Source organism: Vibrio maritimus (assembly GCF_021441885.1).
In the GTDB taxonomy this organism is placed as follows: Bacteria; Pseudomonadota; Gammaproteobacteria; order Enterobacterales; family Vibrionaceae; genus Vibrio; species Vibrio maritimus_B.
Window position 1 is genome coordinate 387,593 of the sequence record NZ_CP090438.1, and the last position, 12,545, is coordinate 400,137.

The 12,545-nt window shown below is 46.6% G+C and carries 11 protein-coding genes; 7 read left to right on the top strand and 4 right to left on the bottom strand.

Annotation, left to right across the window (positions count from 1 at the left end; all coding sequences use genetic code 11):
- Positions 1–34 precede the first annotated feature (34 nt).
- Both LY387_RS01825 and metK read right to left on the bottom strand, forming a co-directional pair.
- Positions 35–829 carry a DUF2189 domain-containing protein gene (locus LY387_RS01825; RefSeq protein WP_234495120.1) on the bottom strand — a complete coding sequence of 265 codons (795 nt, stop codon included), beginning with the start codon at positions 827–829 and terminating at the stop codon, positions 35–37.
- Positions 830–1,209: 380 nt separating this feature from the next.
- Positions 1,210–2,361: a methionine adenosyltransferase gene (gene metK / locus LY387_RS01830; protein WP_234495121.1), complete on the bottom strand. Its 1,152-nt coding sequence runs from the start codon at positions 2,359–2,361 to the stop codon at positions 1,210–1,212.
- Between the two features lie 310 nt (positions 2,362–2,671).
- On the opposite strand from metK, the gene tkt reads away from it, so the two are divergent.
- From tkt to mscS, 5 genes are all read left to right on the top strand, one after another.
- A complete protein-coding gene (tkt, locus tag LY387_RS01835) occupies positions 2,672–4,684 on the top strand; it encodes a transketolase (RefSeq protein ID WP_042473261.1) in 2,013 nt (670 codons plus the stop codon).
- A gap of 155 nt (positions 4,685–4,839) precedes the next feature.
- Positions 4,840–5,865, top strand: a complete 1,026-nt coding sequence (gene epd, locus LY387_RS01840) for an erythrose-4-phosphate dehydrogenase (RefSeq protein WP_234495122.1) — start codon at positions 4,840–4,842, stop codon at positions 5,863–5,865.
- A 152-nt stretch (positions 5,866–6,017) separates the two neighbouring features.
- The gene (locus LY387_RS01845; RefSeq protein WP_128649345.1) at positions 6,018–7,181 is read left to right on the top strand and encodes a phosphoglycerate kinase; all 1,164 of its coding nucleotides are present in this window, start codon (positions 6,018–6,020) and stop codon (positions 7,179–7,181) included.
- A gap of 138 nt (positions 7,182–7,319) precedes the next feature.
- Positions 7,320–8,396, top strand: coding sequence for a class II fructose-bisphosphate aldolase (fbaA, locus tag LY387_RS01850; RefSeq protein ID WP_128649344.1), 1,077 nt, complete (start codon positions 7,320–7,322; stop codon positions 8,394–8,396).
- A gap of 265 nt (positions 8,397–8,661) precedes the next feature.
- Positions 8,662–9,525 carry a small-conductance mechanosensitive channel MscS gene (gene mscS, locus LY387_RS01855; RefSeq protein ID WP_128649343.1) on the top strand — a complete coding sequence of 288 codons (864 nt, stop codon included), beginning with the start codon at positions 8,662–8,664 and terminating at the stop codon, positions 9,523–9,525.
- Between the two features lie 37 nt (positions 9,526–9,562).
- On the opposite strand, the gene LY387_RS01860 is transcribed toward mscS, so the two are convergent.
- The gene (locus tag LY387_RS01860; protein ID WP_234495123.1) at positions 9,563–10,060 is read right to left on the bottom strand and encodes a YbaK/EbsC family protein; all 498 of its coding nucleotides are present in this window, start codon (positions 10,058–10,060) and stop codon (positions 9,563–9,565) included.
- 6 nt (positions 10,061–10,066) lie between these two features.
- Complete coding sequence (locus LY387_RS01865) at positions 10,067–10,687, bottom strand: LysE/ArgO family amino acid transporter (protein ID WP_042496218.1); 621 nt, start codon at positions 10,685–10,687, stop codon at positions 10,067–10,069.
- 121 nt (positions 10,688–10,808) lie between these two features.
- Here LY387_RS01865 and LY387_RS01870 point away from each other — a divergent pair, with 121 nt between their 5' ends.
- Positions 10,809–11,705 carry a LysR family transcriptional regulator ArgP gene (locus LY387_RS01870; protein ID WP_234495124.1) on the top strand — a complete coding sequence of 299 codons (897 nt, stop codon included), beginning with the start codon at positions 10,809–10,811 and terminating at the stop codon, positions 11,703–11,705.
- Positions 11,706–11,811: 106 nt separating this feature from the next.
- Positions 11,812–12,519, top strand: a complete 708-nt coding sequence (locus tag LY387_RS01875; protein WP_234495125.1) for an oxidative stress defense protein — start codon at positions 11,812–11,814, stop codon at positions 12,517–12,519.
- The last annotated feature ends 26 nt before the right edge of the window (positions 12,520–12,545 follow it).

Consider the following 12,545-nt stretch of genomic DNA (forward strand, 5'->3'; position numbering starts at 1 on the left):
TATTCTACTCAGGATGTGATGTTATGCCAACGCATCAGACATGATGCTTCTTCTTGATAGTCTCATGATATGCGTGCCAGGTTCCGTAGCCAAGAATCGGCATGGTCACAATCATTCCAATCCCATAGGTGGCAAAGCCAATTAAAATACCGCCGCAGATGATAAGAGCCCACACTATCATGGCTGGAACGTTGGATTTCACCGCATTAAAGCTGGTGAAGACCGCGGTCATGATGTCGACTCGACGCTCCATCATAAGAGGGATCGAGAAGGCTGAGATGCTGAAAATTACCGCTGCGATAACCGCGCCAACAACACTGCCGGTAATCAAAAACGGCGCGAACTCGGTTAGGGGAGCGCCTTGCACTGATGGGTAGAGCGCATGTAACAGCGCAGCGATACGCATCCAAAATATCATCGCTACCGCAAGTAACACGGCAAACGCCCATTGTGATGATGAGTTGCGACCAATCGCTTTCATGGAATGGAACAGGCTCGGTTTGTGCCCTTTTTCTCTCTCCCAAGCGGCATCATAAAGACCCAGCGCCAAGAAAGGCCCGATAAGCATATAAACCACGAGACTTGGCATAATGACGAGGTGTGTACCTTGCCATTGCACCAATAGAACGATCGCGACCGCAGCTGCGGTAAAGCAGAGCCCGTAGAAAGCACTAATGATTGGCATACGTATGAGGTCATGCAAGCCGAGCGCAAGCCAGTGGAATGGGGCTGATACACTCAGTTGGTTGCACGGAATGGTTTTAGCGTAATCTTGATCCCTGACTTCATGTTTCTTCTGGAAGTCATCAGAATTTACAGTTCGAGGCATATGTCCTCCCTGATTGACAAACTGGCCTTCGTTTTATCAGGGCATGGCGCTAATAGTCGCGGTGTTAACACGAGCAGTGACTCTCGCCGCAGTTGACGTGTCCTTACCAGCTTACCGTTATTAGCGTCTTCCCCTCTTAAGTGCTCTATTTTGCATACGAACAAACCGAGCAAATTGGTCTATTCGCAAGGGCACTTTTGATTAACTATTGACCGTGTTACAGGAAAACACAATTTTCAAAAGGGTATTAAATCAAAGCCATCTGAGTTGAAGTTAACAACTTTGTAATAAAGTGTTTGAAAAGACAGGATTAAAAAAATAAAAAAGCCCTCAAAAAAATTTGAGGGCTTTTTTGGAGTAAATACTCAGACTAAGAGTAATTACAGACCAGCGAAATCACGTAGGATGGCTGCTTTGTCTGTCGCTTCCCAAGGGAACTCTTCACGACCGAAGTGACCGTATGCTGCAGTCTTCTTATAGATAGGTTGCAGTAGGTTTAGCATCTCTTGCAGGCCATATGGACGCAGGTCGAAGTTTTGACGAACCGCCTCTACGATGATGTCGTGAGAAACTTTTTCAGTACCAAATGTCTCAACCATGATAGATGTTGGATCAGCAACACCGATTGCGTAAGACAGTTGGATCTCACAACGGTCAGCCATACCAGCCGCTACGATGTTCTTCGCTACATAACGTGCTGCGTATGCTGCGGAGCGGTCAACTTTTGATGGATCTTTACCAGAGAATGCACCGCCACCGTGACGAGCTGCGCCGCCGTAGGTATCAACGATGATCTTACGACCCGTTAGACCACAGTCACCCATAGGACCACCGATTACGAAACGACCGGTTGGGTTGATGAAGAAGTTGGTTTCTTTGTTGATCCACTCAGATGGTAGTACTGGCTTGATGATCTCTTCCATTACTGCTTCACGCAGGTCAGGTGTTGAGATTGAATCACAGTGCTGAGTTGAAAGAACAACCGCATCGATACCAACGATCTTACCTTGGTCGTATTGGAACGTTACCTGAGACTTAGCGTCAGGACGTAGCCAAGGCAGAGTGCCGTTCTTACGTACTTCCGCTTGCTTTTGAACAAGACGGTGAGAGTAAGTGATAGGTGCTGGCATTAGGATGTCAGTTTCGTTGGTTGCGTAACCGAACATGATGCCTTGGTCGCCCGCGCCTTGCTCTTTTGGATCTTCTTTATCAACACCTTGGTTGATGTCTGGAGACTGCTTACCGATGGTGTTTAGAACGGCACAAGAGTCTGCGTCAAAACCCATGTCAGAGTGAACGTAGCCGATTTCGCGAACAGTTTCACGAGTTAGCTCTTCGATGTCTACCCATGCTGAAGTAGTGATCTCACCACCCACCATCACCATGCCAGTCTTAACGTAAGTTTCACAAGCAACACGTGCTTTTGGATCTTGTTCTAGGATTGCATCAAGAACCGCGTCAGAGATTTGGTCTGCGATTTTATCTGGATGGCCTTCTGATACTGACTCAGAAGTAAACAGGTGCTTAGCCATGAGAGCTCCAATTACTGTTTTTAAGCGAGTGTCGAATCACTCACTTGTAATAAATTCAATGATATATAGTAGGTGTATCTACATCTAGACGTCTATTCTAGTCATCAATGTTCGATTAGCAAGCGATTTTTGCTTTTAACATATAGCCAAACGTTTGCCTATTTTACGCGTGGATCGCCACATTCCGGCGACATTATTCGGCGATAATGCCAAAAAATGACGGTAAATCGTTTGCAGAGACTATATGGCTTTGCGACAATAGCCGCCGCTGATTATTCAATCAGTCTATGAAAAACTTGGAATTCGCTTAATGCACTCAGGAGCAGACATGTCTTCTCGTAAACAACTCGCTAATGCAATCCGCGCGCTAAGCATGGATGGTGTTCAACAAGCTAACTCAGGTCACCCAGGTGCACCAATGGGTATGGCAGATATCGCTGAAGTTCTTTGGCGTTCTCACCTAAATCACAACCCGTCAAACCCAGAGTGGGCTGACCGCGACCGTTTCGTACTGTCAAACGGCCACGGCTCAATGCTGATTTACTCTCTGCTTCACCTAAGCGGTTACGAGCTATCAATTGACGATCTTAAAAACTTCCGTCAACTGCACTCAAAAACACCAGGTCACCCAGAGTACGGTTATGCACCAGGTATCGAGACGACGACGGGTCCACTAGGTCAAGGCATCACTAACGCGGTTGGTATGGCGATTGCTGAGAAATCTCTTGCAGCGCAGTTCAACAAAGAAGGTCACGATATCGTTGACCACTTCACTTATGTCTTCATGGGTGATGGCTGTCTGATGGAAGGTATCTCTCACGAAGCGTGTTCACTAGCGGGTACCCTAGGTCTAGGCAAGCTGATCGCGTTCTGGGATGACAACGGTATCTCTATCGATGGTGAAGTGGAAGGTTGGTTCTCTGATGACACACCTAAGCGCTTCGAAGCTTACGGCTGGCACGTAATCCCTGCAGTAGACGGTCACGATGCTGACGCGATCAATGCAGCGATTGAAGCGGCAAAAGCGGATCCACGTCCAACACTTATCTGTACTAAAACCATCATCGGTTTTGGTTCACCAAACAAAGCGGGCTCTCACGACTGTCACGGTGCACCACTAGGTCACGACGAAATTGCAGCAGCGCGTGAATTCCTAGGTTGGGAACACGGTCCATTCGAAATCCCTGCTGACATCAAAGCAGAGTGGGATGCAAACGAAGCGGGTAACGCAAAAGAAGCAGCTTGGAACGAGAAGCTAGCAGCTTATGAAGCGGCTTACCCAGAGCTTGCGGCTGAGTTTAAGCGTCGTGTGAACGGTGAGCTTCCTGCTCAGTGGGAACAAGAAGCAAGCAAGATCATTGCTGACCTTCAAGCAAACCCTGCAAACATTGCATCACGTAAAGCGTCGCAAAACGCACTAGAAGCGTTCGGTAAGATGCTTCCTGAATTCATGGGCGGCTCTGCTGACCTAGCGCCATCAAACCTAACCATGTGGTCTGGTTCTCAGTCGCTAACGGCTGACGATGCGTCTGGTAACTACATCCACTACGGTGTACGTGAATTCGGTATGACAGCGATCATCAACGGTATCGCTCTGCACGGTGGTTTCGTACCATACGGTGCAACTTTCCTAATGTTCATGGAATACGCACGCAACGCAATGCGTATGGCTGCACTGATGAAAGTGCAAAACATTCAGGTTTACACTCACGACTCTATCGGTCTGGGTGAAGATGGCCCGACGCACCAACCGGTTGAGCAAATCGCATCACTACGTGTGACGCCAAACATGAGCACATGGCGTCCATGTGACCAGGTTGAGTCTGCAGTGGCTTGGAAATACGCAATTGAACGTAAAGACGGCCCAACATCGCTGATCTTCTCTCGTCAAAACCTAACACAGCAAGATCGTGACGCTGAGCAGCTAGCAAACGTTGCTAAAGGTGGTTACATCCTGAAGGATTGCGAAGGCACGCCAGAGCTAATCCTTATTGCGACAGGTTCTGAAGTTGAGCTAGCAACAAATGCTTACGCTGAGCTAACGGCTGAAGGTAAGAAAGTACGCGTAGTGTCTCTTCCTTCAACTGACGTATTTGACGCGCAAGATGAAGCATACCGTGAAGCCGTTCTTCCAGCGGCAGTGACTAAGCGTATCGCGGTTGAAGCGGGTATTGCGGACTACTGGTACAAGTATGTTGGCTTCGGCGGCAAGATCATCGGTATGACGACATTCGGTGAGTCTGCACCAGCAGGCGAGCTATTCAAGATGTTCGGCTTCACAACGGAAAACGTTGTGAACACGGCAAAAGAGCTGCTTGCATAAGCACCTTTCTTCTTGAAATGAAAAACCGAGCCTAGTGCTCGGTTTTTTTCTGGGTCGAGAAACTCATTGTCACCAGCTTACAACTCTTGATGCGAAAGCAACCGTTATCGGTTACCATGCAAGCCTTTATCACGTGAACAAAAAGGCGTAATGCGATGCTAAGAGTGGCAATTAATGGCTTTGGACGCATTGGACGGAATGTACTCAGAGCGCTATACGAAAGCGAGAAGAACGACCAAATTAAAGTCGTCGCCGTTAACGAGTTGGCGCAACCTGAAGCGATGGCTCACCTGCTTCAATACGATACCAGTCATGGTCGTTTTGATAAGAAGGTGTCTCATGACCAAGAGCATTTGTACCTTACGCATAAAGATGGTCAGTTCGACACCATTCGTATTTTGCACCTTGAAGACATCAGCCTGTTGCCATGGAAAAACCTAGAGGTTGATATCGTATTAGATTGCACTGGTGTATTCGGTAGCCGCGCTGATGGCGAGAAACATATCGAAGCTGGCGCAAAGAAGGTGCTGTTTTCTCACCCAGGCAGCAATGATCTTGATAACACCGTTATCTACGGTGTTAACCACCATACCCTGACCAAAGATCACACCATAGTCTCGAATGGTTCTTGTACCACGAACTGTATCGTGCCGGTTATTCAAGCGTTAGATGAAGCCTTTGGTATCGATTCTGGGACTATCACCAGCATTCACTCTTCAATGAATGATCAACAAGTTATCGACGCTTACCATGGTGATCTACGCCGTACACGCTCAGCCAGTTTATCCATCATTCCGGTGGATACGAAACTCCATAAGGGCATCGAACGCATCTTTCCGAAATTTTCTAACAAATTTGAAGCAATTTCTGTAAGAGTGCCAACAATTAACGTCACCGCTATGGATCTTAGTGTAACTATAAATACGAATGTGAAAGTTAATGACGTAAATCAAGTCATTATTAACGCTTCTCGGTGTACATTAGACGGCATTGTTGACTATACTGAAGCACCGCTGGTTTCCGTGGACTTTAACCACGACCCGCACAGCGCCATTGTTGATGGGACACAGACTCGAGTGAGTGACGGTCGTCTAGTCAAAATGCTGGTGTGGTGCGACAACGAGTGGGGCTTTGCTAACCGCATGTTAGACACCGCGTTAGCAATGCAAGCGTCTCAGTAGTATCAAGGGCGCTCTTGGGGAAAAATATTAATTTCGAAGGTTGAAATTAATATTCATGAGCCCAATATAAGTAAGCAGTTGATGAATTCTAAAACTTGGCAAGAAGCCGGGTTTCAAAAACTTTATTTATTTTTTAGTTGAGAGGACTAAACATGTCTGTAATCAAGATGACTGACCTGGATCTAGCAGGTAAACGCGTATTTATCCGTGCTGATCTGAACGTACCTGTAAAAGACGGTAAAGTAACATCTGACGCTCGTATCATTGCGTCTCTACCAACCATCAAGCACTGCCTAGAAGCTGGCGCTAAAGTTATGGTTACGTCTCACCTTGGTCGTCCTACTGAAGGCGAGTACGCAGAAGAATTCTCTCTACAACCTGTAGTTAACTACCTAAACGACGCACTAGATTGCGACGTTAAACTAGCAAAAGATTACCTAGACGGCCTAGAGCTTAACGCTGGTGAGCTAGTTGTTCTTGAAAACGTTCGCTTTAACAAAGGCGAAAAGAAGAACGAAGAAGAGCTATCTAAGAAATACGCTGCACTGTGTGACATCTTCGTAATGGATGCATTCGGTACTGCTCACCGTGCACAAGCTTCAACTCACGGTGTTGGCATGAACGCGCCTGTAGCGTGTGCTGGTCCTCTACTAGCTAACGAACTAGAGGCACTAGGCAAAGCAATGGACAAGCCTGCTCGTCCAATGGTTGCTATCGTTGGTGGTTCTAAAGTATCGACTAAGCTAACGGTTCTTGAGTCTCTATCTAAAATCGCTGACCAACTTGTTGTTGGTGGTGGTATCGCGAACACGTTCATCGCTGCAGCTGGCCACAACGTTGGCAAGTCTCTATACGAAGCAGACCTAGTAGACACAGCTAAGAAGCTAATGGACGAGTGTGCAATTCCAGTTGCGACTGACGTTGCATGTGCAAAAGCATTCGACGAGAACGCAGAAGCTGAAATCAAGCACGTATCTGAAGTTCAAGATGACGACATGATTTTCGACCTAGGTCCAGACTCAACTGCTGAACTAGCGAAAATCCTGAAAGATGCTAAAACTATCCTATGGAACGGCCCTGTTGGCGTATTCGAATTCAAGAACTTCGAAGCGGGTACAGAAGGCATTTCTAAAGCGATCGCTGAATCTGAAGGTTTCTCTGTAGCAGGTGGTGGTGACACGCTAGCAGCTATCGACAAGTTCGGTATCAAAGCTGACGTTTCTTACATCTCTACAGGTGGCGGTGCTTTCCTTGAGTTTGTTGAAGGTAAAGTACTACCAGCAGTAGCAATGCTTGAAGAGCGTGCTAAAGCATAATTATCTTTTTATAAAGCGGACTGATTGGTCCGCTTTTATCTATGCTGCAATGGCTGGTTAACTTTGATACAATGCCGCCCATTGTGAGCAAACGATTGCCAATTTTTATTTAAAACGACAGAAAATAGGACTTATTCCATGTCTAAGATCTTCGACTTCGTAAAACCAGGTGTTATCTCTGGCGATGACGTTCAGAAAGTATTTGAAGTTGCTAAAGAGAACAACTTCGCTCTTCCTGCAGTTAACGTAGTTAACACTGACTCTATCAACGGTGTTCTTGAAGCTGCAGCTAAAGTTAAAGCTCCAGTTGTAGTTCAGTTCTCTAACGGCGGTGCTGGCTTCTTCGCTGGTAAAGGCGTTAAGCTTGAAGGTCAAGGCGCACAAATCCTAGGTGCAGTTGCTGGTGCGAAATACGTACACGCAGTAGCTGAGTCTTACGGTGTTCCAGTTATCCTTCACACTGACCACGCTGCTAAGAAACTTCTACCTTGGATCGACGGTCTTCTAGATGCAGGTGAAGAGTTCTTCGCTCAAACTGGTAAGCCTCTATTCTCTTCTCACATGATTGACCTTTCTGAAGAGTCTCTAGAAGAGAACATCGAAATCTCTGCTAAGTACCTAGCTCGCATGGCGAAAATGGGTATGACTCTTGAGATCGAACTAGGTTGTACTGGTGGTGAAGAAGATGGCGTAGATAACTCTCACATGGACGCATCTGAGCTTTACACTTCTCCAGAAGACGTAGCATACGCATACGAGAAACTAGTTGCTGTTAGCCCACGTTTCACTATCGCTGCTTCTTTCGGTAACGTACACGGTGTTTACAAGCCAGGTAACGTTGTTCTAACTCCAACTATCCTACGTGACTCTCAAGCATACTGTGCAGAGAAGTTCGGTATCGCACCTAACGCTCTAAACTTCGTATTCCACGGTGGTTCTGGTTCTACTGAAGCAGAAATCCAAGAGTCTATCAGCTACGGTGTTATCAAAATGAACATCGATACTGATACACAGTGGGCAACTTGGGACGGTATCCGTACTTACGAAGCTGAAAACCACGATTACCTACAAGGTCAAATCGGTAACCCAACGGGTGAAGACGCGCCAAACAAGAAGTACTACGATCCACGCGTATGGCTACGTGCTGGTCAATCTTCAATGGTTGCTCGTCTAGAGAAAGCTTTCGCTGACCTAAACGCTATCGACGTACTATAAGATTAAATCGCATAAGATTTAACTGATAGTAAGATGAAAAAAGTCGCTCTTTGGAGCGGCTTTTTTTGTGTCTGATGAAAATTGTGTGATTGATCTTAAAAAAACTGGCATTAACGCATATGTTTGCGTAACCTTTTGTTAAGTAATGTGTATTGATATTGATTTGCTGTATGCATTGCTGATTACGGCGCGCCTTTGCTAATAGAACAGTGGTATTAGCTAAGACTCGCTTTGCCCAATTTGTTTTATTTAAGAGGTACGCAATATGGCTGGTGAGTCAGTTGATATCGAAACTCCGCTCGTGGATAGCCTGTCGCATGCAGAAAAATGGCTAACCAATAACTCTGATCTTCTGATCCAGTACGGTGTAAACATCATCTCTGCACTGCTTATCCTATTTATCGGTAACATTATCGTTAAAGCGATAGCGGGCAGCGTCGCTAAGCTGCTGCACAAGAAGAAGATGGATAAAGCCGTCGTTGAGTTTATCCATGGGATTGTACGCTACACCTTGTTTGTTATCGTACTCATTGCTGCACTAAGTCGCATCGGCGTACAAACCGCCTCAGTGGTAGCAGTTATCGGTGCTGCCGGTTTAGCTATCGGTCTTGCTCTGCAAGGCTCGCTCTCTAACTTTGCAGCGGGTGTGCTTATTGTTGGTTTCCGTCCGTTTAAGTCAGGTGACTACGTAGAGATTGGTGGTGTAGCGGGTTCGGTGGATTCTATTCAGATTTTCCAAACCGTCCTTACCACGCCAGATAATAAAATGGTTGTAGTCCCAAACGCGTCAGTGATTGGCTCTCCGATCACCAACTATTCGCGTCATGCAACTCGTCGTATCGACCACGTGATAGGTGTCTCTTATGGCTCTGATCTTAAAAAGGCAAAAGAGGTGATTCGTAAGACCCTTGAAGCAGACGAGCGCATCCTTAAAGAGCCTGGTATTACCGTGGGTGTCGTTGCACTTGCTGACTCGTCAGTGAACTTCGTAGCTCGCCCTTGGGTTCGTACTGAGCAATACTGGGACGTTTACTTTGATACCTTACAAGCGATCAAAGAAGCGTTGGATGCCGAAGGTATCGAGATCCCATTCCCTCAGATGGATGTGCACTTGAACAAAGTGGACTGATCGCTCAGGCGTTTAAGTCAGATGTAAAAAGGAGAAGCTAGGCTTCTCCTTTTTCGATTTCAATGACTTGGTTTGGAATGCTATCTAACACTTGTTTAAGAGTATTGCCATCAATACCAAATGTCCACTCGGGCTTACCTGGCGTATAGAGGATCTCTTCGGCATCAAACAAACGGCCATCGACAACGATAGAGATGTCATCGGGCAAGCCGATAGGACAGACAGCGCCAGGAACACAGCCTATTTGTTCAATCATTTCTTCATTGCTACAGATAGAGGTGCGTTTGCCGAGCGCTTGTTTTAGCTGCGCTTTGTCTAGCCTTGAGTCTTTATCGGTTAGGAACAGAGCAAACCCACCGCCTTTCTTTTTCAAAAACAGGCTTTTGCTATGTAGCCCGGTCCAGCCAAGCTCTTTTGCTATACGAACATCAGTTTCAAAATCCAGAATAGGCTCATGTTGCCACTTGGAAAAGGAGACGGATAACTGCTCCAAAAGCGCGACGTTAGCGAGGTAGATGGCTTCTGTTCTGTCCATCAAGACTTACTCCATTAATCCTTTTGTTAGTAACAGAGCAATAGTAAACATCATTGCCGCCACCGCCAAGTCGATACCCTTTTTAACTTTCGGTTTTGATAGCGTTGGACCAAGTTTAGCTGCGCCCATCGACAGGGAATAGAACCAAACGAATGACGCGAGTACTGTACCAATAGCAAAAGCAATTCGGTCATTCCCTTCAAATTGACCACCAATGGAGCCAAGGATAACAACCGTATCTAGATAGAGGTGTGGGTTCAATACCGTTACCGCTAGGGCTCCTAAAACCACTGTACGTCTTCCGCGTGCCAATACCTCACCTGAGGACTCTTTTGCTGCAGGTGCTTTAAACGCGCTGCGCAGTGACAACAAACCATACCCGGTTAGAAAGGCGATGCCACCTAAAGTGACAGCGGTAAGCAGCAGCTCATTTTGCGATAGAATCGCACCGCCACCAAAGATACCCAGTGAGATGAACGTCATGTCTAGCAGGCTGCACACCGTTGCTGTTGTCAGGTGGTGATTGCGTTTAATCCCCTGATTTAATACATAAGCGTTCTGAGCGCCAATTGGGATAATCATTGTTGCGCCCAATCCGAAACCTTGAAGAAGCACCCAAAAATTCACTTTAATTTCCTCACCACTGCATAAAAGAGAGCGAGAGAATAGCGATTCGATTATGATTAGGATAGTTAATAATATTAATGAGAAATAAGCTTAGCTAATGACTGTTTTGAGAGGTTAAAAGATGCGCGGATTAGACTACAAATGGATAGAGGCACTGGATGCCATTGTTGAGCAAAAAAGCTTCGATAAAGCAGCGGAGCACTTGTATATCTCTCAATCTGCCGTATCTCAGCGCGTGAAGCAACTGGAAAAATGGTTAGCGCAACCGGTATTGGTTCGCGAGCAACCACCGCGTCCAACCGCTGTAGGTAAAAAGCTGTTAGGTCTATATCGTCGAGTGCGCCTACTTGAGCAAGAATTGGTGCCTGAGCTTGCCGCGGATCTTGGCGATAAACCTTTATCGGTGTCCTTGGCCACTAACGCAGATAGTCTCGCCACTTGGTTACTTCCAAGTCTGTTTCCTCTGCTCGAATCTAAGCGTGTCGAACTCGACCTTATTGTTGATGATGAAGGTCGAACCATAGAAAAGCTGAAAAATGGTGAAGTGGTGGGCGCAATCAGTCTCGAGCCACAATCAATCCCTGGCTGTGTAGCAGACTATTTGGGGCGCGTGGATTACCTTTGCGTGGCGAGCCCGAGCTTTATTAAGCGTTACTTTAGCCAAGGCGTGAATCGTGAAACCTTGATGAAAGCACCAGCGGTTGCTTATGATCAGCACGACAAAATGCATCAGAAGTTTGTTAACCAGCACTTCAATATCATGCGTGGGAACATACTCAAACATACAGTGCGAAGCTCAGAGGCGTTTGTGAAGCTGGCTGTTGCTGGTGTCGCATACTGTCTGATCCCTAAGCTTCAAATCCAAGAAGAGCTAGAGTCTGGCGCCCTCATCGAATTGACCCCTAATATCTTACTGTCACATCAGATCTACTGGCATCACTGGCAGCTTGAGAGCGGGGTACTCAGTGAAGTCTCAGATGCCATCATAGGACATGCTCGCCAGTTTTTACCGCAGTAACGACAAAAACCTTTGGTCAACTTTCTGTCAGCTTTGCAATGTTTGGGAACCTATAGTCTGAACTTATGCCTAACATTGAGTATGAGAAATAAGACGAGGAGTCTTCATGAAAAAATCGTTTGCTGGTAAATGGGTAGTCGGTGTATTAACTGCGAGTTTAGCTGCGGCACCGGTATTTGCGAGTCAACCAGACTTTGCTCACATCTCCACAACGGGTTACGGCGAGATCCAGGCCAAGCCCGATATGGCTGAGTTTTCAGTTCGCGTGGTGCAATCACAGATGGATGCAGACCAGGCCAAGCAAGGTGTGGACTCCGTTGTCGATAAATTTCTTGATGGCTTAACCAAGAATGGTATCGATAAAGCGGATATCCAAAGCTCAAATTTGTATCTCTCGCCGCAGTATCACTACCCAGAAAAGGGCAAGCCAGAACTCATTGGTTATCGAGCTTCTCGCACGGTGACGGTTCAGGTGATGGATCTAGATAAGCTTAATAACTACTTAGACCTTGCTCTAGAATCTGGAATCAATCAAGTCGACAACATTCAACTGAAAGTGAAAGACGAAGGGCAGTATCAAGAAGCGGCTCGCATGGCGGCGATAAAAGATGCGCAAAGCAAAGCGTCTTCATTGGCGAAAGGCTTTGAACAGCAGCTTGGGAATGTGTGGCGTATTGAGTACCGTCAGCAAATGAACCAACCGGTGGTGATGCGTGCGATGGCGATGGATAGTAAGGCTGAGTCAAATAGTTATCAGGACTCGGTGATTACGATTCGTGATCGGGTGGATGTGACTTATCGGATTGGCAACTAACAAAAACGCCCTGCATTCGCAGGGCG

Bases quoted from the DNA above. Each gene is read 5' to 3' on its own strand.
- LY387_RS01825 (WP_234495120.1), bottom strand. From the start codon at position 829: ATGCCTCGAACTGTAAATTCTGATGACTTCCAGAAGAAACATGAAGTC.
- metK (WP_234495121.1), bottom strand. From the start codon at position 2,361: ATGGCTAAGCACCTGTTTACTTCTGAGTCAGTATCAGAAGGCCATCCA.
- tkt (WP_042473261.1), top strand. From the start codon at position 2,672: ATGCACTCAGGAGCAGACATGTCTTCTCGTAAACAACTCGCTAATGCA.
- epd (WP_234495122.1), top strand. From the start codon at position 4,840: ATGCTAAGAGTGGCAATTAATGGCTTTGGACGCATTGGACGGAATGTA.
- LY387_RS01845 (WP_128649345.1), top strand. From the start codon at position 6,018: ATGTCTGTAATCAAGATGACTGACCTGGATCTAGCAGGTAAACGCGTA.
- fbaA (WP_128649344.1), top strand. From the start codon at position 7,320: ATGTCTAAGATCTTCGACTTCGTAAAACCAGGTGTTATCTCTGGCGAT.
- mscS (WP_128649343.1), top strand. From the start codon at position 8,662: ATGGCTGGTGAGTCAGTTGATATCGAAACTCCGCTCGTGGATAGCCTG.
- LY387_RS01860 (WP_234495123.1), bottom strand. From the start codon at position 10,060: ATGGACAGAACAGAAGCCATCTACCTCGCTAACGTCGCGCTTTTGGAG.
- LY387_RS01870 (WP_234495124.1), top strand. From the start codon at position 10,809: ATGCGCGGATTAGACTACAAATGGATAGAGGCACTGGATGCCATTGTT.
- LY387_RS01875 (WP_234495125.1), top strand. From the start codon at position 11,812: ATGAAAAAATCGTTTGCTGGTAAATGGGTAGTCGGTGTATTAACTGCG.